The following is a 22,379-nucleotide window of genomic DNA, read 5'->3' as shown; positions in this document are numbered from 1 at the left end:
ATCACCTCCAAATTATGTCTAGTTACTTCTGCCTAATCTTATCATCTGTATTCATATATTCAGGTCTATTCTTAAAATATCTTAAAGGTATTCTTATGAACATATCTTTAAAATCTCCCTTATTGCTATTAACCAAAGGTGATAAATATGGTATACCAAAACTTTTAAGCTTTATGACATGAATTAATGTAATAATCAAAACCAACATTATTCCATATAGTCCCATTATAGATGCAGCTATTATAAGAGCAAACCTTATAATTCTAAATGCAGAAGTAACCTCATAATTAGGAGTAGTAAAACTAGTTATAGCAGTAATAGATACTATAATTATCATTATAGGACTCACTATTCCTGCACTTACTGCTGCCTGCCCTATTATTAAACCTCCAACAATACCAATAGTAGCTCCAATGGGCTTAGGTAGCCTTACTATAGATTCCATTAATAACGCTAAACTTACTTCCATAATTAAAGCTTCTATAAAAGCAGGAAAGGGTACCCCCTCTCTTGATGCTGCTATAAAATATGCTAACTTTGTTGGTATGATAGCTGGATGATAAGAAGTTACTGCTACATATAATGCTGGTAATATTAATGCTAAAATAATTGACATCAACCTAATTATTCTTAAAATCGATCCATAAATCCATCTCTGATAATAATCGTCTGGTGATTGAAATAAATTGGGCAAAGTAGTTGGTACAATTATAGCAGAAGGTGAATTATCAACTAAAATAGCTATGCGTCCTTCATATAAAGCAGATGCCACTACATCTGGTCTTTCCGTATTCTGAGTTTGAGGAAATGGCGACCATTTATTATCCTCTATAAACTGCTCTATATATCCGCTATCTAAAATTGCATCAATATTTATATCCTCTAATCTTTTCGAAACTTCTTTTACAATTTTTCTATCTGCAATATCTTCAATATACATTACTATTACATCACTTTTAGATCTTACACCTATAGTTTTTGGTATTAACTTTAATCTTGTATCTCTTATTCTTCTTCTTACTAAAGCTGTATTAAATCTTACAGCTTCTGTAAATCCATCTCTAGACCCTCTAATTGTAGTTTCACTTGATGGTTCTGATACACCTCTAGTTGGCCAAAAACGAGTAGCTATTATATAGCATATATCCATGCCGTCAATAAGCATAAGTGTATCGCCTGATAATACTGCATTTACACTCTCATTTAGTTTTTCTACCTCTCTTAAATCTGATACAGTTAGTATTCTATCCTTAATTTCATCTAATTCTAACTCTTTACAGTTAAGCATTAAACTTTCTAATACAAAGTTATTTAATAGTAATTTATCTCCCATACCATCTATGTACATAATCAAAGCCTTGGTATTGTCAATATAAAACTCTCTAAAAACTATATCTGAATTTCCTTTTAATAAGTCTTTAAGATATTCTATATTATCATCTATATGAGATGATATAGTTTCCCTTATATCTTCCTTCACATATTTCACTTCCTTTTCTATTTACAAATTAATATAATGTTATAGATATAACATACATAGCAACTGCAATGCATACCTCAGTAATTGCTATAACCTTGGCCTGCCTTGCAGTTTTATTCATGTTATTTCTTTTAAACTCCTTATAATCTATAAAAAAGATTATAAAACCTTGAATAAGAATTAACGCAACAAAATATTTATCAAAAAGATTAACTATATTCATATAACCTCACCTTAAATTTTATAATTCCTAATTATTTTTTACATAAAAGAATAATTTATTCATAACTTTAGAGCAATACAAAGTATTATTTTTTCTTGTTATGAAACAATTCTACTTTGAATTAAGTTTCATTAGATAAAATAAACCACTTAAAAAGTATAAAATAACCTTTTTAAGTGGCTTATTTTCATTTTATAATTTATATTGTTCTTGTAATAAAAACTTCATTATATCTATCTTTCATATAGTCATAACACTTTTGAGCAGAGAGCATATCTTCAAAAAAACCAAATATAGTTGATCCACTTCCACTCATTAAAGTACCTAAAGCTTTAAATTTAAATATATCTTCCTTTATTATATTTAATGCTGTATATTTTTCAACAGTAACTTCTTCTAACACATTAATCATATTATTACATAACAATTGTAAATTTTGTTTCTCTATAGCTTCTAGTATATTTTCTGTATTTGGATGTTTTAAAATAATTCTTTTATCAATATCTTTATAGATATCTTTTGTGGAAACCCCAAACTCAGGTTTTACTAAAACTGCTATATAATCTTTAAAAGGTTTTAAAGGTGTAACTCTCTCACCAATCCCCTCACAAAGTGCTGTTCCTCCACATATGCAAAATGGCACATCTGCACCTAAATTTAATGACATATCTGCTAATTCAGTATTGGATACTTTAGGTCTAAAAATATCCCTCATAGCTTTTAATACCGCAGCAGCATCAGTACTTCCCCCTGCAAGTCCTGCTTGAATAGGTATATTTTTTTCTATATATATATTTACCCCTTCATTTATACCATAAAATTCCACAAACAATTCTGCTGCTTTATAAGCTAAATTCCTATTATCTACTGGTATTATATTTTTATTACACTTCAAATTTATACCCTTTTCACATTTATTTACAGTTACTATATCATATAAATCTATATTCTGCATAACTGTTTTTAAAAGATGGTATCCATCCTCTCTTAATCCTGTTATATCTAATGATAAATTTATTTTGGCATATGCTTTTAGTTCCATACTACCCCTCCAACCTAAAACTAGTTATAAATAATTGATCAACTAAAAAATAGTATAATACATAAAAAAAATAAAAGCTATATTTGAATTTATAGCTTTTATTTAAAAACTTATTCTATTATTAGGCTAAAGCTTCATTAGAATTCTTATTTAAACTATTAATTTCCTTCTTTACTATATTTAATAATGGTTCATATTCTTCAAAGAACATTATAATTAAATCTCCTTTTCTGGAATTTTTTAATGCTTCTTTTAACGCTGATACTTCATCTAATATTATATTTATATTCTTATTATTGAAACTACTTTCTAGCACACCTTTTCTTATTAACTCCGATACCTCTCCTTCTTTTCTACATCTTTTGTCTTTATCTTCTTTTATATAAATATAATCAAAGTTTTGTCCTGATATCTTCCCTATTTCAATTATATTATCATCGTTTCTATCACCTGGTACTCCCACTATACCAATAAGCCTTTTATAATCTAGCTTTTTAACTCCCTCTATTGCAGCCTTATATCCTTCTATGTTATGGCCATAATCTAATATTACAGTAACATCTCCTATATTATATAAATTAAATCTACCCGGGTTATATTCTTCATTTGGATAAAAATTTTCCATTCCTTTTCTTATTATTGAATAATCAACCCCTAATGCCACAAGAGCCGCACAAGCACACATGGCATTTTCTATATTACATTTTAAAATTCCCCCTAAGGTAATCTTAATATCACTAATCTTTATTATAGGAGATATACTCCCATCACCTTCCACATATATGAAATCATCAAAAGCGTATATTCCATAACCTCCATTTTCAACATTTTTTCTAAGATACGTATTATCTTTATTATTAGAAAACATTATTATATTCCCTTTTGCTCTATCTAAGATACTCATACTCATTTTATCATCAGCATTCAATACAGAATAACCATTATCCTTGACAGCTTCAATCACTAAAGCCTTTACAAACGCTAATTCTTCTAATGTATTTATATTGTTAATTCCTAAATGATCTGAGGTTATATTTGTTATAATACCTACATCCGCTAAATCATAAGCTAATCCTTTTTTAATAATTCCACCTCTTGCTGTCTCCAACACTGCCACTTCTACTTCTTTATTTGTTAATACAGTTAAGGCACTTTCATATCCTGTAGTATCCCCTTTATCTATACAAGTGTTATTTATGTAAATTCCTCCTGTAGTAGTCATCCCAGTCTTATATCCTGCTAAAGATAATACGTAAGACACTAACCTGGTAGTAGTTGTCTTGCCATTAGTTCCAGTTATAGATATTACAGGAATTTGATTTTCTATATTTTTAAATAACATATTCACTATAGCTCCAGCTACATTTCTCTTGTTTCCTTCGCATGGATATTCATGCATTCTTATACCTGGAGCAGCATTTACTTCAATAATAGCTCCATCAATAGGTTTTGATATATCCGTACAACAAATGTCTATACCACATATATCAAGTCCTACTGCCATAGCAGCTCTTTTACATATTTCTATATTTTCCTTGCATATTTTTTCTGTGCAGTCTATAGCTAACCCGCCAGTAGAAAGATTTGCATTTTCTCTAAGAAAAATTTTTTCACCTTTTTTAGGTATAGAATTGAGAGAGTATGAATTTTTCCATACATAGTTAACCAATTCTTCATTAATTTTGATTTTAGTAAGCGGTTTTTCATGTCCTTCTCCTCTTCTTTCATCAAAATTCATTCTATAAATTAATTGTATAATACTACTATTGCCATCACCTATAACATATGGTGGAATTCTCTCAGATACAGCTACTACCTCATAATCTACAACGCATACCCTATAGTCATTACCCTCTATATACTTTTCAATTATTATATCTTTATAATCCTTAGATACAGTTTTATAAGCATTCATCAATTCTTTTTCATTTCTTAAATTTACAAAAACTCCTTTACCTTGATTTCCATATCTAGGCTTTATAACAACAGGATACCCTAATCTCTCAGCTTCTAAAAGCATTTGAATTGTATTCTTTATTTCATCACCTTCTGTTACAGGAATATATTGATTAAATAATATTTTTTTTGTTAAAAGCTTATCGCATGCTATATCTATAGATAACCCACTAGTATTACTACTTATAGTAGCTTCTATCATTTTAGAAGTACTTCCATATCCTATTTGAAACATACTTCCTTCACCTATTCTTATCACAGGTAAATTTTTATTTTTAGCCTCTCCAATTATTGCCAAAGTACTTGGTCCTAATTCTTCTTCTCTTAGAACTTCTTTTAACCTTAATATGTATTCTTTTATATTAAAATTTTTCTTATTTATTATAGAATTTATTATCATAATAGCAGTTTTTCCTGCTTCAATGCCTGTATTTTTGTATTTGCATTCATATATAATATAGTAGATTTCTCCACTTATTTCTCTAGCTTTTCCATAAGCTGCTTCTATTCCAATAATATTTTGTAATTCAATAACTATATGTTCACAAATGTGAGCAAGATATGTTCCTTCTTTTAACCTCTTAACAAATCCCATATCCTCATCTATTCCACATCTATGTTTTTTTAAACTTGGTATAATATTTATTAACTTTTCATTAAAACCATCTATAGCATTACTAGGTATATCACTAAATCCTTCTAAATCTAGTTCCAGCTTTATACAACGTCTATGACAGTATATATTCCTTCCGTCAAAGTATTTAAAGTTTAGAGCTTTCATTTTCTAAGGTGTCCTCCTATTTAAATCAAATTTATCATCTTTTTTAAGCACATGCATCTTTATATTAAATATAGATAATATTTCATCTTGATTTTGTTCTGAAACATTTGTATCTGTTATCTTACTACCATCTATAACATATACAGCTCCAGATCCTAATACTTTAAATTTAGCCTCATTGTTTACAACTATAGCAGTATCCTCATCTATTCCTATTCCTATGCTTTGTGGATTTTCTGCTATTCCAACCAAAAGTCTTCCTATTCTTCCTCTTTGAGCAAAATGCTGGTCTATTATCACACCTTTAATCAACCCCAAGCCTGGCGCCATCTTCAAGGTGCACTTTTTAGGCGATTCTTCTTCTGGACCTGTTACTATCATAGTATCACTCATTGCAGAAGCTCCTGCAGATGTTCCTACATATGTACATCCATCCTCATATCTTTCATTCATCATTTTATATAAATCTGTACCACCTAATAAACTGGTAATTCTAAGTTGATCTCCTCCTGTAAAAAATACCACGGAAGCCTTCTTGATTAATTCTAAATTATAATTATCAAAAGCATCCTTCCTTTCTCTTACATTAAGTATAGAAACATTCTTTACCCCCAAATTCTGAAAGATATTTTTATACTGAATTCCTAATTCTTCAGGCACTCCAGAAGCTACTGTGGCTATAACAAGTTCATCTTTTTTCTTATCAATTCTCCCACACACCTCTTTTAATATGCTTTTATCACCTTTTTTGTCCTCTGCTCCTCCTATAATTATTAAGTCTCCTTTTAATTTCTCATCCACAAAAACACCTCTTTTCATAGGTATCTTTTATTTTTTCCATTTTTACGAGTATTATACACAAATAAAAAAGATGACTTCTATTATTTAATAAAGAAATCATCTTCTTAATACTTTATGGTGTTTTTAATCATCATTTATAGAAGGACAGTTTAATTTTTCTTATAAAGAAGCTCTTCCAGGTATTATGAGTTTTTCTCCTGGTTTAATAATATCCGGATTCTCTATATTATTTATTTTTATTAAATTATCCACAGTTGTAAAATATCTTTTTGCTATTTTCCATAAGGTATCTCCATTTTGTACAACGTAGATAGTTAGACTAGACTTTTTCTTTGGCATTTCTCCTTCTATAGGTGATATGTCTATTAAAAATTCCTTAGGCATAGTATAATTTACTCTAACGTAAATTTCAACAACTGACTTTACTGCTATATTACCTGCTTCTATAGAAGCTTCTATATTTTCCAAGAATGCTTTTGCTATACTCTGCATTTCAATCTTACATCCAGCTAATTCTATTGGGCATGTAAAAGGTATTTCTTCAGATATACTGCATATATAATTATTTTCATCCCTTGTACTATACATGACATTTACATTTAACACACCTTCCACTATAACCTTATCTTCTACAATCCTTCTATCCGTAATGCATACCTTACCAGAACACATTATTATCTCTGATACTTTAGGCATATCCTTATCAATTTCAATATCGCCTTTTACAACTACTTCTCCTCTTGCTTGCCCATGTGTTACATTAAGTTTATAATTTTCCTTTTTCATTTCCATAAATGCATGTGGCGAATAAGCATCCTGAATTATATCCATTTCTTCTTTAAACATTATCCTAGTAGCAGCTTTTACTAAAGCCTCTATGTCAATTATTCTATTTTCCCCCATTTCGTCTTCTTTTATATTTATTTCCATAGCATCCACTTTAAAATCCGTGTAATTTTCCATTCTAGAATTTATACCTTCAAAATCAACTTCCTTACTAATTGCTACGTCTTCCTGAAGAGCAACTATATCTCTTGTGTCCTTGCCTCTGTATAGTAAATCTATCAGTGCAGATGCTTCTATTATAATTTTATCCTCCATAACTCTAATATCTTTTCTATGGATATTAACTTCACATTTAAGTATATTACCTATTTCTGGTTTATCTTCTGATACCTTCATATTACATTTAGCTACCATATCAGTATTTACTGTTCCAACAATTTTATCTACTTCCATAGGATTTTTAAGCATTTGTATATCTTCTGAGTTTTCAATATCTTTTATTATTTCAAAGGTATAATTCCTATACACCTCAGCCTTTAATTTTATTACTCCTTCTACTGATATCTTTCTTTCATTGATAATATTAGATTCCATATGTTCAATATAACAATCGTATTCACATTCCATTCTGTATTCAGCTCCAGGAACATCAACATAGTTAGCAAACTTTCCAGTATAAGTAACATTATATATTCCCATCCTGTCTTCTTCTTCTTTTGCTAAATAGATTATGTTATATTCTATTTGTCCTTCTAAATAAACTTTATCTTTCATTATTTCCTTACTTATAACAAAAGGTTTAGAATCTACATTTAAAATTTTTACTACATCGGGATGAGTATCTGGTATTATATATTCTGCTTTAATAATGGTATCACAAGTATTTTCTCCAAGAAGTTGTTCACATTCTATATTCTCTCTAATAACCTCTATAGCCATTTTCATATTCCCTCCTAATATAAACCTACTATCTATTTATATAGTTTATTTAGTAAAAATATGATTAAAGCAGAAAAATAATATTTTACAACAAAATTCATCATTTTTTTCTGAAAAACCACTTAATAACACTATTATATTACTATTATGCTTGTTGACATATAAAGTATTTTGGCGTATTATAAAACTTGGTTGTTGACCATATAACCTCTCATAAATTCTCAATACCCTTTTATACCATAGTTGAAAGATGGCCCCTACCATCTTTCTTTTTTTATGTAACAATAAAAATAGCAGTACCTTTCGATACTGCTTTTATTTAAGCGTAAACTAACTGAACTGTTTTTGTTAGCACATCGGAATAGCTATATGTCACTGTCCTTTGGGTGTCATTTTCCAATCTTATTACAAATATGCTAGGGTAAGTTTTTTCTATTGTTCCTTTGTTTACAAAGGTTTTCCTTCTTCCCCCATTAGCTTTAAGAGTTACACTTTCTCCAACATGGCTTTCTATATCCCTCTTTATAGCAGCCAATACATTGCCTCTTTCCACAGCAAACACCCTCTTTCCTCATTATAATTATATATTATAATATATTGAATGTCAACTAAACTTTTAATTTTATATCCAATTTAACAATTTGTCAATATTTATTTTTGTCTTCTGTTAGACATTTTAAAACGTATACATTATTTATATAGAGTAATCTAGTTCTAAGTTATTATTGCCTATATCTTCTATATATATTCATATCAAAATTATTATTAATTTTAACCAAAGCTTTCTTAAGAAAAACAATGTGTTACCTATCTCCATATTTTAGAGATAAACAGTATAGCTAATTGTAGCTGTACGATAAAATATAAATCCTGCTATGCTTCATTTTTAACTCATAGCAGGATCATCTATTACGAATATTTAGATTTTGGAAATCCTTCCCTATATTTCCCCCTAGTCTGAAGTCCACCTATACCCTTAGGACCACTTATAGTGTTTTCTAAAGCATCTTTTATAGACACTACTTTTTCAATATTAGTATAAGCTATTTTTTCACATATAAAAACAGGATCTAAACAATGAATAAGTACTCTACTAGGAGAACTTGCAAAATTAGCTCCTGCATCTAATATAGCCTCATAATGAGATTGGCAAGCCCCTGCAAAAATAACTAAATTATCATATCCAGGCTCATAGTTTCTAAGCTCTGTAACAGCTTCAATGAAATATTTAGAATTTCTATAATTTCCAATATCCATATAGTCTTTGGTATCTTTAGCTACTGCATCGTGTCCAGTTATAACTACAATATCTGGCTTAACTTCTTTTACTATATTAAGTATTTGTTTTGGCTGTTGTTTTTCTTCTATTACTCGTCCTACTGCATCTAAAGCTAATTGTTTATACACTTTTAAACATACATCTAAATATTCAGCATCTCCATCTACATGAAGTATTTTCCCGGGCCTACCAAAAGACAGTTCTTTTTTTTCAGCTCTAGCTAAATTTCTAGTAAGTCCTTTAATGTTATCTCTATTAATCAATATTTTCTTTATTGAAGTATTTACTCTTCTGTTAAATACCTGCTCATACTGGCTGCATTTTCCTTCTGAGATGATTTCTAAATCTTCTTCTTGAGAATCTGCTATTATCCTTAAATTTATTCCTTTTAATGTATACACATATCCTTTTTCAGTGTTCTTAATATCTATTATTTTAAATGTAATATCCTTTCCATAAGATTTTCTTACAACAATATCTCCTACCTCCATAAAAACCATCCTTATAAAAAACTCATGTTATATAATATGTATTAATGAGCATTTAAGTGCAAATAAAAGGCATGTAATTACTCATAAAAAGTATTACATGCCTTTTAATCTTATTCTTCCTGATTATATAATTTTTTAAACTCTTCAATAAAATTAATATACTTATCCTGTTCAGTTATTAATTCCTCCATCTTATTATTAAAAGTGTTTAAAGGCCAATTTACTTCACTATAATAATACCTATTAGAAAGTCTCCAAAATCTTTGAGGGAATAATAAGAAGGCATATAAAACCCTATATTCTTCTTTATTAAGAGCATATATTCTATTATAAGAATCTAAAATCAAATTAGCATATTCTATATTCCAATCTACCCTCTTTAAAACCTTAATCATAAATGAAGATATATCATATGCCCTTACTTCTCTTTTGCAATAATCAAAATCAATAACATTTACACAATTATCTTCATTAATAATTATATTATGATAGGTATAGTCATGATGACAAAAACTTTTTTCTTCTTCAGCAACTCTACACAAATCAATATATTTTGAATCGTGTAATACTTTCATAGCCTTTTTACCTAATTCTTTATAAAATTGCATTGTCTTAATATAATTCATCTCGAAATTATTTTTATTATTTCTCTTTCTTGCCATATCTCTCATTTTCTCTAAAGCTCTTACTCTTTTTTCCATAAGATGAGGCCATCTTCCTAAATCTGTTTTTAATTTGCTATTCTCAGGAGGTTCATAACCTTTTGAAGCTATATGCATATAAGCTAAATTTTCTGATGCAATTACCAAATCCTCCTTATTCCTAAAGTCTGCTTCCCTACCATCAATCCATTGAGAAAGAGTATATATATCTTCATTTACAATTGCATAGGGATGCTCTTCTGTATTTAAAAAATATTTATCAACTCTAGGAAAACCATTGGATATCAGATGTTCTTTAGCTCCATATACAAAAAGAAGTTTTTGTATCCCATAGTTTATTTTTTTTAAACATCTCATCCCATTATTAGTTTTTAATAAATAAACACCCCTGTTAGGCTTTAGACTTTCAATTTTAATATCAAATTGCCTCTCAATTTCAAATTCTCTCATCATAGTAATCACCTCCTTATAATTTATATGTCAGCCATGATATTTTTAGAAGACCGTATATAATAAAGTTAATTTATTAACACTTTTTACCTTATATTAATATAATGAAATATAATTAGTTTAAGAAAGGAATATTCTTATGAAAATAGGAATAGACGGTAGAGCAGCTAATTGGTATAGAGGTACAGGAATTGGCACTTATACTTATCAACTTATAAATCATATTAATAAAGTAGATTATATTAATGATTATATAATTTTTATGCCGCGAAATTGTGGTAATAGAATAAATTTCAAAAAAAATTATTCTATTTTAGAAATAACACAAAACTGTACAGATAATTTTTGGGATGAAGTAAATATGCCTAATATATTAAAAGACAAAGATATAGATTTATATCATGTTCCTCAAAATGGTATAGGAATTCCTATGGATAAAAATTGCTCTTTCGTTATAACTTTACATGATGTAATTCCGTATAAAATGCCTAATACCGCAAGTGAAAGATACTTAAAATTATTTAATGAAACATTACCCAAAGTAGTGTCTATGTGTGATGGAATAATAACAGTATCAAATTACTCTAAAAATGATATAATAAAAGCTTTTAATTTTCCAAAAGATAAAATCTTTGTTTCTTATTTAGCTAGTGAAGATATATATCACCCAATAGATAAAAATTTAAGTAAAGATCTCATAAAAAAACATTATTCCATTGATGATAATTATATATTATATGTAGGTGGTTTTAGTCCTAGAAAAAATATAGTAGGTCTTATTGAAGCTTTTAATAAATTATTATCTATATATAAAAAAAATATTAAATTAGTAATAGCAGGTAAACAGGGGAAATCATACAGTATATACAAAAAACGCTGTGAAGCTCTTCATATTGAGGATAAAGTAATTTTCCCTGGCTTTATTCCACTAGAACATCTACCGTATTTATATAATGGTTGTGAGTTATTCGTATATCCTTCTTTTTATGAAGGTTTTGGATTGCCTCCTGTAGAGGCAATGGCTTGTGGTGTTCCAGTTATTGCTTCTAATACTACTTCTATCCCTGAAGTTACCCATGATGCTGCTTTACTAGTAAATCCAAATAATATTGATAATTTATGTATGGAAATGCATAAAGTTCTCCTAGATAGTACACTAAAAGAAAGTTTAATATTAAAAGGATTAGTTAGATCTTCAGAACTTACCTGGCAAAAAACTGCTAAAGACACTATAATCGCTTACAATAAAATAATTAATGGATAATAATAGCCAATAGATATAAAATATATCTATTGGCTATCATTACAATAAATCCTCAAATTCTCTTAAAAAATCTATTCTAAAATCTTCTACTTCCGTTTTTTTATTTATCCTATCGAAAAATGTATCCTCTGTCCAATCTTTTCTTCTTGTATAATAATCTTTTACAATACTATAAAAGTCCTGAGGAAATGTTAGCATACCATATAATACTCCTAACTCTTTGTTATCTAATGAACTTACATTTGAATACTCAGCTAATATATTCTTTGCTTTTTCAATATCAAAAGCAGAATTTTTTACTCCTTTAGTTATAAAATTACATAAATCGTGTATTCTTAAGTCTATTAAAGCATAATCGAAATCTATAAAATAAGCTTCATTATCTTTTATAATTATGTTATGATGTGCTAAATCATGATGGCATAATACATTTTTACTCTCTTCAGAACATAATTTATAATAACAAGAATTTTCTAATAACTTTATGCTCTTTTTTATTTCTTCAATATAATAATCAACTTTATCTAAGAATATACAATCAAAATCACTTTTATTTTCATTTATAAGAGCTACGCTCTTAAAAACTTTCATTTCATTTAGACTTCTTCTAAATCTATTTATTAATTTTCCACTACCATTTCTACTATTAACATTACTTTTAAAACCTTCTGATGCTAAATGTAATTGTGCTAATCCTCCCGATGCTATATTTAAATCAATTGGATTGTCAAAATCACTTTCTCTTCCTTCAACTAAATCCATCATACAATATATATCATTATTCCATACAGTATAAAAGCTTCCATCTTTGGTTTTTACAAAATCCATTACTCTGCTAAATGACTTCTTTATATATTCTATACCCTGGCATATAAATATAAGTTCTTCTTTATCATATTTGATTTTTTTCAATATTTTTCTTCCCTTATCTGTGATAACTACAAATACACTTCTTAAAGGATAAATATCATAGGGTTCTAAATCAAATCTATGAAATAAACTTATATCTAAATCATACTCTGCTAGAAAATACCTATCAGTATATATTCTTCCCTTCATAAAATCACCTCTATATCAAGCATAAGCTATCTTGTACAATAGCTTTCTGAAGCTTTAATGCATATTCTTCATCTGTTAAATCTTTCTTTCTTACTCTATATTTATTGCACTGTCTAGTAAATTCGTATGGAAAACACAATAAAGAAATTATAAACTTATGACTTCTTATATCTAAATCTTCAAAATTACAAAACATTAGAGATAGCTCGTTAAAATCCAAGTTTAATCCTCTTTTTTTATATTTATATAAAAAATTAAAGCAATCTACTTCTACCATGTTATGACTACATTTTTTTATATATTTTACTTTTAGTTTATCTTCCTTTGTCAGATTATTAAAATCTACAGCTCCTAAACATATTTCTCTGTTCTTCATACTTCTTTTAATCAAATCATAATATCCATTCTTGTATATATTATCTACAGCCTTTTCTCCTCTTTGAATAAATTCTTCTCCTTTTTGAAATAATATATTTTCAAAAGAATTATTAACTCCTTCATTTTTTAATCTATTTAAATCTCTATTTACTTTCTTTAAATTAACTTTGTATTGTTCCACAATTCTTCCTATAGAACTATCTAATCTATTTTTTAAAAATTCTGTGCTACCCATAGTTTTTTTATGAAATTCACTCATTGTTTCTAGATGTTTTAAAATTAACTTTTCATCTAAATCATCTTTATCAATATTTACATCTATGTTTTCTACTATTTCTATATCTTTTAATTGTAAATATTGCTCAAATGTTTCTGGTTTAGTCATATAATCCCCTCCACCATTAATAGTATTTTATATTTTTAAACTCATTTACAAATTCCTGCCTTAAGTCTTTATCATCATATATCTTCCTTAACTTATTCATAAAAAATTCTTCTTTCCATGGCTGCTTTTCAATATAATACTGAATTCCTAATTGCCAAAATGCTTGAGGAAATTCTATAAACGCTGCCATAATTGATACATCGTCTTTTTTAATTGAATATATTGAATTATAACAATCTATTATAAATATAGAATTCTTAATATCCCATTTCCCATTTTTCATTACTCTTATTAGTAAACTACTCAAATCATGTAAATGAGTATCTAAAATGCAATAATCAAAATCTATAATATTAACCTGATTATCTTTTCCTATAAGTATATTATGGTGAGCATAATCATGATGACAAAATCCTCCATCTAAAATTTCACTTTCCATACTATTAAAATAATCACTTTTAACTAAATCATCTGTGGCCACATTAATTCTTTTTAATTCTTCATTTATACATCTTAAATAAAAATCATCAAATTCAGTTATGGTTTCTTTATCTTTTATAATCTTTTTGAATAATAATAATTCATTTCTCTTATTTCTAAAGTTATCTACCCATCTAAACCATCCCACTCTTGGCTTCATCTGTAAATTAACTTTAAATCCGCAGCTCTTCTTATGAAGTTCTGCCAACTTATAAGAAGCTAACTGTACATCTAAAGGATTGTTATAATTACACACTCTAGCATCTAACCAAGGTGTTAAATAGGCATACTTATTGCTCAACGATATATAATCTTTACAGGATTCAGTCCTTATTATATCTGGAGTTTGTTCAAATCCACGTTCTTGTAAATGCTTAATAGCAGATATTATGAATAAGAAGTGACTAAATTCATAATTAATTACTTTAAGGCAATATTTATCTTCATCAGTTGTAATTTTATAAACATTTTTTATTTTTTCTATGGATTGTATTCTTAGTGAATACTCTTTTTCAACCCTTTCTTTTACCAGCTTTTCTATCAAAAGGTTTCCTCCTGTCCATTACTTATAGTTGTATTATATGTAAAAATTCTCTTGTATGTGCTAAATGACACATTTTTGGTATATAGATAATATTATTAATATATAAGCTGAAATATTTGCAACTTTACCTTAGTTCATTTAAGGAGGGGGATGAAATGAATATTGCTATTGATGCTAGGGGAGCAAATTTATATAAAGGTACTGGAATAGGAACATATACCGAAAACATTTTGAATGGATTACTTAATATAGATAAGTCAAATTATTATAATATTTATTGGTGGGGAAAAAACTACAAACAGTATATGAGAAAAAACTCTAAAATAATACTTACTTCAAAAAAACATAAAAGTTTTTTTGAGGAATTTTATTTTCCTAATAATATATATAAAGAAAATATTGATTTATATCATGTTCCTCAAAATGGAATGGGATTAAGTGAAAATGTAAAGTGTAAAAAGGTAATAACTATCCATGATCTCATTCCATATATTATGCCTGAAACTGTTGGGAAAAGCTATCTAAATAAATTTTTAAGAGAGATGCCTAAACTAATTGGTTACTGTGATGGTATTATCACCGTATCACAGTGGTCGAAAAAAGACATACTTAAATTTTTTCCTGTAATAGATGAAAATAAGATATTTGTAACTCCCCTTGCAGCAGATTCTAAATACAAACCAATGGATAAAGCAAATTGTAATCTTATACTAAGAAAACACTATAATATTAAAAGACCTTTTATTTTATATATAGGTGGCTTTAGTTCAAGAAAAAATGTTAATTCATTAATATTAGCTTTTTCCAAGATTTATAAGAATCTGAATAAAGAATTCGATTTAGTAATAGTTGGAGCCAATAAAGATAGTGCCAATTATCTTGCTGAACTTACTAATGATTTAAAAATATCTTCAAATGTAATATTTACCGGCTTTGTTCCTGAAGAACATTTACCTCTTTTATATAATGGTTGTGATGCGTTTGTCTATCCTTCTATATATGAAGGTTTTGGTTTACCACCATTAGAAGCTATGAGCTGCGGTACTTGTGTAATTTCTTCTAATTTATCTTCTATACCAGAAGTGGTTGGCGATGGTGGTATATTAATTAATCCTTTAGACTTAAAGAGTTTTACACATACCTTAGGTAACTTACTAAATGATGAAAATTTACAAGCTTCTTTAAAAGCTAAAGCATTAAAAAGAGCTTCACTTTTTTCTTGGGAGGAAACTACTAAAAAAACTCTATATGCTTATAATAAAATTCTTTCTATATAAACATATATTTAAAATTAAAAGAACCCTTCTTTAATTAACTTTTAGAAGGGCTCTCATTTATTATATTATTTATATTATTCTCCATAGACTTTAATAAAGGTTTTATGTCTCCATTATTATCATATATCTTATTTATATTCTTCTTTATTAAATTATCTATCTCTATATAACTAGCCGGATATACTATATTCTTAGATTCTTTCTGTATACTAACAATTAAAAGCCATATTTTTTCATTAAAATAATCTACATTTTTATTCAATTCTTCAGCTTTATATATACTTGTATTGGCAGGTAATATACCTTTAGAAACATATAATTGAAGTTGTAGTTTTTCATCATTTAATATAAACTCTGAGAAAGTTGCCATTAAATCTTTGTTTTTATCTTTATTTAAAAATATCATATTATATCCATTCATGGATATATCTCTATTACCTCCGGCTTCAAAAGCAGGTATCTTGCTTACTACTAACTTATTTTTCATTTCAGGCAATTTGTTCATAATTTCACTAATTTCATTAGCACTGCATATTGTAGCTCCTAAAATACCTGTTCTTATCTTTTCTATTAATGATGCATTTGAATTATCTTGTAAAATAACATTTTCACTTTTAAATTTCTTTATCATATCTAAAACTTTTATAGACTTGGCTGAAGCTATAGTAGACTTCCCGTTACTATCTACATATCCTTCTGATAATTGACTTAGCATTACTTTATATAAATAACTTTTATCTCTTTCCCATAAGAATTTATAGTTTCCCTTTAACGTTTTATTTATATATTTAGATACATTTATATGATCCTGCCAAGTCTTTATGTCTTCTATCTTTATATTGCATTTATCTAATAAATCTTTTCTATATACCATAATATAAGGATTTTTATCTAATGGCATTCCATATATTTTATTATTACTAGATACACCCACTATACTATCATTAGAAAAATTCCCCTTATAAGGTGAGATAATCTCTTCTATGTTATAAATATTTTTACTAAAATTATTCAAAAAATACTGAGTATATTCATTTTTTATAACCACTATATCCATGTTTTCTAATTCTTTTTCATCAGAAGGTCTATAATTGCTATTCTCTTGTTTAATATGTATTTCTACATTAGGATATATTTTATTGAATTCTTCAACATACTTTGATATATATCCTACTCTTTCTTTACTTACACTTATATTTATTTTACCTTTTAACTTTTTATCAATACCCTGTAGCAATTCCCTTTTTTTACTACATCCTATTGAAAATAAAATAGTTAAACATATAGTAAAAACCATAAATAGTTTTTTATTATTCATAAATTATCACCTACACACCTATTAATTATAGTTATCTTAAATATAATCTACTATCTATAAATTGTCAAAAACTATATTTGATATAACAAATAGAGTTACTGACTTTTAATCAGTAACTCTATTTATCTAAATATTAACCTTTAGACATTTCATAATTTCCTGTAGAATTAAACTCCTCTTTCCAAGCTTTTTCGGCATAAGGTTTAAACTCCTCTGCTAACTTATTTAAGTTCCTCTTAAATTCTTCATCATTAATCATCATATCAGCACCTTTATCTGTTGGTTTAGCACCTGTTTTAGCAATTACCTCTCTTACTACTTCTGGGTTATCTATCATCATGCAAGGCAATAGTAAGTTATCGTTATAAGGCTGTCTATCTCTTAGTTCCTTAAAAAAAGGTCCTTTAAATACATCTAATAATGATTTCCCTTTTAAATTATCTGTAGCAAAATGAGCAAAAATACATGGTTCTACATCTTCATTAGAATTTATATGACAATAATATTTTCCTGCAATACATCCTCCTACATAAGGCGCATCATTAAAGAAATCTATAGCAAAATATGGTTTAGTATTTCTTATTTTTCTTACTTTTTCTCCCAACATTAATCTTTGTTCTGGTGTCAGCATCATATTAAAGTCTGGATTATCTCCTACTGGCATAAATATAAAGTACCATCCCATCCTAGCTCCTTTTTCTATTAACATATCTATAAATTCATCAGATGTTACAGTGTCTACATTATGTCTTCCTGTAGCTGTTGAAACACCAAATAATACTCCTCTCTCTCTTAAAAGATCCATGCCATGCATTACCTTGCTAAATACTCCTTTTCCTCTTCTCATATCAGTTTCTTTTTCAAAACCTTCTATTGAAAACATTGGTATAACATTTCCTAAATCTTTTATTTTATCTGCTAATTTTTCATCAAAAAGAGTTCCATTTGTAAAAGGTGTAAACATTACATCATTATACTTTTCATATATATCTAACATATATTCATTAAAAAAAGGCTCTCCACCAAGAATAACAAAATAATATATTCCTATGTCTCTAGCCTCTTTAACAATCCTATCTACTTCTTCATAAGGTATATCATCTTCTTTGGAATAATTTGCCGCATAACATCCAACACATCTAAGATTGCATCTCATAGAAGGGCTTAATAATATGACAAATGGAGTTTTTATTCCTTCCTCCTCTAATAGTTTAGCTCTTTTTGGCATACCATACCAAACTGCATTTGAGAAAAAATTTGTAAATAATTTTTGCATACATTTTTTATCTGTAGTTTTCAATATATTTTGTATATATTCATTTACAGATGGTATTTCTTTATAGTATTTATATACATTATTAACTCTTTCTAAATTTTCTTCATCCTTTACAGTTTTTTTTACAATGTCAAATAACTTGTCGACATTTTTTTCTGGATTTTTGCTAAGTAATTCTGCCCCTCTTTTAACAAGCATGTCTTTTACTCCTTTTTCCATAGACTTAATTACGCTCATTTATGTTCCCCCCCTGATATAGAAATAATGGACATGAATCCTTTTTCAGCTTTTTTATACCCTCCAGTTTAATAACATTATATTCCTGATATATATTAAATCAACATTTAATTAAAACATTTAACAAAATATTCATAAAATTTAGAATTATATGATTCATTCCATGCATATAAACTATTTATACATTATATGCGTATAGCATGGTTTTATTGATAAAATAAAAAGAACCTATGCAAACTCCATAAGTTCTTTTTATTAATATCTATAATTTATTTATCATACTAGCAATGTATCCGGCTCCAAAACCATTATCTATATTAACTACACTAACACCACTAGCACAGCTGTTTAACATAGATAGCAATGCTGATAATCCTTTAAAATTCGCACCATATCCTATGCTAGTAGGCACTGCTATTACAGGCTTATCTATTAATCCGCCAACAACGCTTGCCAAAGCCCCTTCCATTCCTGCTACTACAATAACCACTCTTGCTTCTCTTATTACATCTATATTTTTAAAAAGTCTATGTATTCCAGCTACTCCAACATCGTAAACTCTTTTCACTTCATTTCCTAAAGTTTCTGCAGTAATAGCTGCTTCTTCTGATACTGGAATATCAGAAGTTCCTGCAGTAATTACGGCAATATAATTATTAGTCTTTTTTAGCTTATTTTTTATTATCCTTATAATTCTAGCTTCTTTAAAATATTCAGCATCATTACATATATTTTTTATCTCATTGTACATTTCTTCATTAGCTCTTGTAGCTAATATATTATTATTTTTATTTAACATAACCTGAATAATGCCTTTTATTTGTTCTACTGTTTTTCCTTCACAATATATTACCTCTGGATATCCAACTCTAATCTCTCTATGATTATCGATTTTTGCATAACCTAAATCCTTAAATGGAAGTTCCTTTAATTTTTTTACTCCATCTTCTATACTTAATCTATTGCTTTTTATATTTTCTAATAATTCTTTTATATCATTTTCATTCATTTCTTATACCTTCCTCTATTCCTTCATTCATACTTCCCATCCTATATCCCTCTAAATCTAGCGTTATATATTTGTATCCTATTGTTTTTAGTTTAGATACTATATCTTCAGTTAATTCTTCGCTTAGAAATCTTCTTATATCTTTCTTATCTACTTCTATTCTGGCCATGTCTTTATAACTTCTTATCCTAGCCCCTTTAAATCCTATATTATGTAAATAGTTTTCACCTTTTTCTATTTTTTTCAGTTCATCTATATCTATGTTAATATCATATGGCAATCTTGACAAAAGGCATGCATAAGAAGGCTTATCCCATGTATTTAATTGTAATTTTTTAGAGAAGTATCTTATTTCTTCTTTTGTAATACTTAATTCCTTTAATGGACTTCTTATATTAAGCTCTTCTAAAGCTCTTATTCCTGGTCTATAGTCTTTAGTATCGTCCAAATTGCTACCATCTAAGATATTTTCTATCCCCTTTTCTTTAGCTAAATCTATTATCTTTTGAAATATATTCTTCTTACATATATAACATCTATTTTTAGGATTTAATTTAATATCTTCTATAATTTCTGATTCCAAAATATAATGTTTAATTCCTAAATTTCTAGCAATCATTTTAGCTTCTTCTACTTCTGCAGCTGGTATATAAGGCGATTTTATAGTTACTGCTATTGTACAATCATTTAGTGTTTCTTTTGCAACCTTTAATAAAAAAGTACTATCTACACCTCCTGAAAATGCAATACATACTTTGCCTAATTTCTTTATATATTGAACTAAACTTTTATATTTATAACTATCTATCATGAATTTTCACCTCAAATATTATTTAACCTATTTATATTATTATAAATTTCTATAAGCGGTATATTTTTTTCCTCAGCTATTTTTTTTAAATCTTCATACTCTGGCTTAATCTTTACCAATTTCCCATTTAGATAAGAATTTTTAACTTTTACTTTTCCATAAGAAGTTTCTATATCTATAACTTCTCTTTGAAGGCACTCTTTCTTTACTCTATATTTTCTAAGTCCAATAGTAGTTGTTTCTTTAAAAATAATGTGCTTTATTATATCTTCCAATTTCTTTTCATAAAGTACAGATAACACTACTCCCGGCCTTCCTTTTTTCATAATTATAGGAGTTAGGTAGACATCTGAAGCTCCTATTTTAAACAATTTATCTACTATATAAGAATATATTTCTGGATTCATATCATCTATATTACATTCTATAATATAGCTATCATTTTTCTCATCTATTTCTCCTATAAATACTCTTAGTACATTAGGGACATTTCCTTCATCCTTACTTCCTATACCATATGCAATTTTTTCAACCTTAAAGTTTAAATTATCTATAAACTCTTCTGCTAATACAGATATTATTGCTGCCCCCGTTGGAGTAGTAGCCTCAAAAGGTATATTACCAAACTTTAAGGGAATTCCTTTTAATATTTCTGTTGTTGCTGGAGCTGGTACTGGTAACAATCCATGGGCACAATTTATAAATCCTTTTCCAACTTCTATACTTGAAGCTAAAACTTTGTCTACTTTTAGATATTTAAAACAAATGGCAGCTCCTACTATATCTACTATGGAATCTACCGCACCTACCTCATGGAAATGTACTTCATCTATTGCCTTTCCATGAACCTTTCCTTCTGCTTCTGCCACTTTTTTAAATATTTCTACACTTAATTCTTTTATATCAAAATCTAATTTACTATTATATATTATTTGTTCTATATCTTTTAAATTTCTATGGTGGTGATGAGTTTCTTTATGGTTATGTGAATGATGTTCTTCTAATATAACATTAACTTTAGTACCATTTATGCCTTTTCTTTCTTCTCTAGTTATCTCTATTTTATATTCATTTAAATTAAGTTTACCTAACTCTTTTATCAAATAATCTTTGTCCACTCCTAAGTCTATCATTGCTCCTAAATTCATATCTCCACTAATTCCTGAAAAACAATCATAATAAAGTACTCTCATTTTAATTTACCTCTCTTTAGTTTATATATTTGAACCACATAAAAAAGTCATAATATTTCGCCATATCTCTATTATATTTTACCATATTATGATATAAAAAATAACTCAAACCACTATTGGTTTGAGTTATTATATATTTTATGAAGACTATAGACTCTATTTTTTATTAGTTCATAGTAGCTTTAATTTCAGCTATTAATTCAGGAATTACTTTCTTAAAGTCTCCTACTATACCAAGGTCTGCAACCTGCATGATTG

The 22,379-nt window shown here is 27.7% G+C and carries 19 protein-coding genes; 2 read left to right on the top strand and 17 right to left on the bottom strand.

Features of this window, described 5'->3' with window-relative positions:
* Positions 1-22: 22 nt before the first annotated feature.
* From J2Z24_RS16340 to J2Z24_RS16300, 9 genes are all read right to left on the bottom strand, one after another.
* Complete coding sequence (locus J2Z24_RS16340; RefSeq protein WP_035145117.1) at positions 23-1,480, bottom strand: spore germination protein; 1,458 nt, start codon at positions 1,478-1,480, stop codon at positions 23-25.
* Positions 1,481-1,508: 28 nt separating this feature from the next.
* The gene (locus J2Z24_RS16335) at positions 1,509-1,703 is read right to left on the bottom strand and encodes a CLC_0170 family protein (RefSeq protein WP_035145119.1); all 195 of its coding nucleotides are present in this window, start codon (positions 1,701-1,703) and stop codon (positions 1,509-1,511) included.
* Between the two features lie 199 nt (positions 1,704-1,902).
* Positions 1,903-2,745 carry a 4-(cytidine 5'-diphospho)-2-C-methyl-D-erythritol kinase gene (gene ispE / locus J2Z24_RS16330; protein ID WP_035145120.1) on the bottom strand — a complete coding sequence of 281 codons (843 nt, stop codon included), beginning with the start codon at positions 2,743-2,745 and terminating at the stop codon, positions 1,903-1,905.
* A gap of 121 nt (positions 2,746-2,866) precedes the next feature.
* Positions 2,867-5,482 carry a cyanophycin synthetase gene (cphA, locus tag J2Z24_RS16325; protein ID WP_035145122.1) on the bottom strand — a complete coding sequence of 872 codons (2,616 nt, stop codon included), beginning with the start codon at positions 5,480-5,482 and terminating at the stop codon, positions 2,867-2,869.
* Between the two features lie 3 nt (positions 5,483-5,485).
* The gene (locus J2Z24_RS16320) at positions 5,486-6,301 is read right to left on the bottom strand and encodes a cyanophycinase (protein ID WP_051593123.1); all 816 of its coding nucleotides are present in this window, start codon (positions 6,299-6,301) and stop codon (positions 5,486-5,488) included.
* A gap of 141 nt (positions 6,302-6,442) precedes the next feature.
* Positions 6,443-8,008: a DUF3794 and LysM peptidoglycan-binding domain-containing protein gene (locus tag J2Z24_RS16315; RefSeq protein WP_035145225.1), complete on the bottom strand. Its 1,566-nt coding sequence runs from the start codon at positions 8,006-8,008 to the stop codon at positions 6,443-6,445.
* Between the two features lie 319 nt (positions 8,009-8,327).
* Entirely contained in the window at positions 8,328-8,561 is a 234-nt protein-coding gene (locus J2Z24_RS16310) for a Veg family protein (protein ID WP_035145226.1), read from the bottom strand.
* Positions 8,562-8,917: 356 nt separating this feature from the next.
* Entirely contained in the window at positions 8,918-9,778 is an 861-nt protein-coding gene (gene yabG, locus J2Z24_RS16305) for a sporulation peptidase YabG (protein ID WP_035145126.1), read from the bottom strand.
* Positions 9,779-9,888: 110 nt separating this feature from the next.
* Positions 9,889-10,893, bottom strand: a complete 1,005-nt coding sequence (locus J2Z24_RS16300; RefSeq protein ID WP_035145127.1) for a CotS family spore coat protein — start codon at positions 10,891-10,893, stop codon at positions 9,889-9,891.
* A gap of 136 nt (positions 10,894-11,029) precedes the next feature.
* On the opposite strand from J2Z24_RS16300, the gene J2Z24_RS16295 reads away from it, so the two are divergent.
* Entirely contained in the window at positions 11,030-12,154 is a 1,125-nt protein-coding gene (locus J2Z24_RS16295; RefSeq protein WP_035145129.1) for a glycosyltransferase family 4 protein, read from the top strand.
* Between the two features lie 39 nt (positions 12,155-12,193).
* Here the strand turns inward: J2Z24_RS16295 and J2Z24_RS16290 are convergent, their stop codons facing one another.
* The 3 genes from J2Z24_RS16290 to J2Z24_RS16280 are packed head-to-tail and all read right to left on the bottom strand — an operon-like array spanning position 12,194 to position 15,000.
* Positions 12,194-13,213, bottom strand: a complete 1,020-nt coding sequence (locus J2Z24_RS16290; RefSeq protein ID WP_035145131.1) for a CotS family spore coat protein — start codon at positions 13,211-13,213, stop codon at positions 12,194-12,196.
* A gap of 10 nt (positions 13,214-13,223) precedes the next feature.
* The gene (locus J2Z24_RS16285) at positions 13,224-13,976 is read right to left on the bottom strand and encodes a hypothetical protein (RefSeq protein WP_035145134.1); all 753 of its coding nucleotides are present in this window, start codon (positions 13,974-13,976) and stop codon (positions 13,224-13,226) included.
* Between the two features lie 16 nt (positions 13,977-13,992).
* Entirely contained in the window at positions 13,993-15,000 is a 1,008-nt protein-coding gene (locus tag J2Z24_RS16280) for a CotS family spore coat protein (RefSeq protein ID WP_207714639.1), read from the bottom strand.
* 155 nt (positions 15,001-15,155) lie between these two features.
* Between J2Z24_RS16280 and J2Z24_RS16275 the strand changes: the two genes are divergently transcribed.
* Entirely contained in the window at positions 15,156-16,277 is a 1,122-nt protein-coding gene (locus J2Z24_RS16275) for a glycosyltransferase family 4 protein (protein WP_035145136.1), read from the top strand.
* Positions 16,278-16,311: 34 nt separating this feature from the next.
* Here the strand turns inward: J2Z24_RS16275 and J2Z24_RS16270 are convergent, their stop codons facing one another.
* From J2Z24_RS16270 to larC, 5 genes are all read right to left on the bottom strand, one after another.
* Entirely contained in the window at positions 16,312-17,595 is a 1,284-nt protein-coding gene (locus J2Z24_RS16270; protein WP_035145138.1) for an ABC transporter substrate-binding protein, read from the bottom strand.
* 133 nt (positions 17,596-17,728) lie between these two features.
* On the bottom strand, positions 17,729-19,108 hold the full coding sequence (locus J2Z24_RS16265; RefSeq protein WP_035145140.1) for a radical SAM/SPASM domain-containing protein: 1,380 nt from the start codon (positions 19,106-19,108) through the stop codon (positions 17,729-17,731).
* Between the two features lie 262 nt (positions 19,109-19,370).
* Positions 19,371-20,117 (bottom strand): nickel pincer cofactor biosynthesis protein LarB, encoded by a 747-nt coding sequence (gene larB, locus J2Z24_RS16260; protein ID WP_035145141.1) that lies wholly within the window; start codon positions 20,115-20,117, stop codon positions 19,371-19,373.
* Positions 20,110-20,928 carry an ATP-dependent sacrificial sulfur transferase LarE gene (gene larE, locus J2Z24_RS16255; RefSeq protein WP_035145143.1) on the bottom strand — a complete coding sequence of 273 codons (819 nt, stop codon included), beginning with the start codon at positions 20,926-20,928 and terminating at the stop codon, positions 20,110-20,112. The genes larB and larE overlap by 8 nt, the downstream gene beginning before the upstream one ends.
* Positions 20,929-20,939: 11 nt before the next feature.
* Positions 20,940-22,121: a nickel pincer cofactor biosynthesis protein LarC gene (gene larC / locus J2Z24_RS16250; protein WP_035145144.1), complete on the bottom strand. Its 1,182-nt coding sequence runs from the start codon at positions 22,119-22,121 to the stop codon at positions 20,940-20,942.
* Positions 22,122-22,379: the final 258 nt, after the last annotated feature.

This window comes from Clostridium tetanomorphum (genome assembly GCF_017873215.1).
Taxonomy (GTDB): Bacteria; Bacillota; Clostridia; order Clostridiales; family Clostridiaceae; genus Clostridium_AO; species Clostridium_AO tetanomorphum.
The sequence above is the reverse complement of the archived record's forward strand: the minus strand, read 5'-3'. Positions and strand labels throughout refer to the sequence as shown.

Excerpts from the sequence above, each read along its gene's own strand:
- yabG (WP_035145126.1), bottom strand. The coding sequence starts at position 9,778 with ATGGAGGTAGGAGATATTGTTGTAAGAAAATCTTATGGAAAGGATATT.
- J2Z24_RS16315 (WP_035145225.1), bottom strand. The coding sequence starts at position 8,008 with ATGGCTATAGAGGTTATTAGAGAGAATATAGAATGTGAACAACTTCTT.
- J2Z24_RS16265 (WP_035145140.1), bottom strand. The coding sequence starts at position 19,108 with ATGAGCGTAATTAAGTCTATGGAAAAAGGAGTAAAAGACATGCTTGTT.
- J2Z24_RS16270 (WP_035145138.1), bottom strand. The coding sequence starts at position 17,595 with ATGAATAATAAAAAACTATTTATGGTTTTTACTATATGTTTAACTATT.
- J2Z24_RS16285 (WP_035145134.1), bottom strand. The coding sequence starts at position 13,976 with ATGACTAAACCAGAAACATTTGAGCAATATTTACAATTAAAAGATATA.
- larC (WP_035145144.1), bottom strand. The coding sequence starts at position 22,121 with ATGAGAGTACTTTATTATGATTGTTTTTCAGGAATTAGTGGAGATATG.
- larE (WP_035145143.1), bottom strand. The coding sequence starts at position 20,928 with ATGATAGATAGTTATAAATATAAAAGTTTAGTTCAATATATAAAGAAA.
- J2Z24_RS16335 (WP_035145119.1), bottom strand. The coding sequence starts at position 1,703 with ATGAATATAGTTAATCTTTTTGATAAATATTTTGTTGCGTTAATTCTT.
- larB (WP_035145141.1), bottom strand. The coding sequence starts at position 20,117 with ATGAATGAAAATGATATAAAAGAATTATTAGAAAATATAAAAAGCAAT.
- J2Z24_RS16290 (WP_035145131.1), bottom strand. The coding sequence starts at position 13,213 with ATGAAGGGAAGAATATATACTGATAGGTATTTTCTAGCAGAGTATGAT.
- J2Z24_RS16320 (WP_051593123.1), bottom strand. The coding sequence starts at position 6,301 with ATGAAAAGAGGTGTTTTTGTGGATGAGAAATTAAAAGGAGACTTAATA.
- cphA (WP_035145122.1), bottom strand. The coding sequence starts at position 5,482 with ATGAAAGCTCTAAACTTTAAATACTTTGACGGAAGGAATATATACTGT.
- ispE (WP_035145120.1), bottom strand. The coding sequence starts at position 2,745 with ATGGAACTAAAAGCATATGCCAAAATAAATTTATCATTAGATATAACA.
- J2Z24_RS16275 (WP_035145136.1), top strand. The coding sequence starts at position 15,156 with ATGAATATTGCTATTGATGCTAGGGGAGCAAATTTATATAAAGGTACT.
- J2Z24_RS16300 (WP_035145127.1), bottom strand. The coding sequence starts at position 10,893 with ATGATGAGAGAATTTGAAATTGAGAGGCAATTTGATATTAAAATTGAA.
- J2Z24_RS16295 (WP_035145129.1), top strand. The coding sequence starts at position 11,030 with ATGAAAATAGGAATAGACGGTAGAGCAGCTAATTGGTATAGAGGTACA.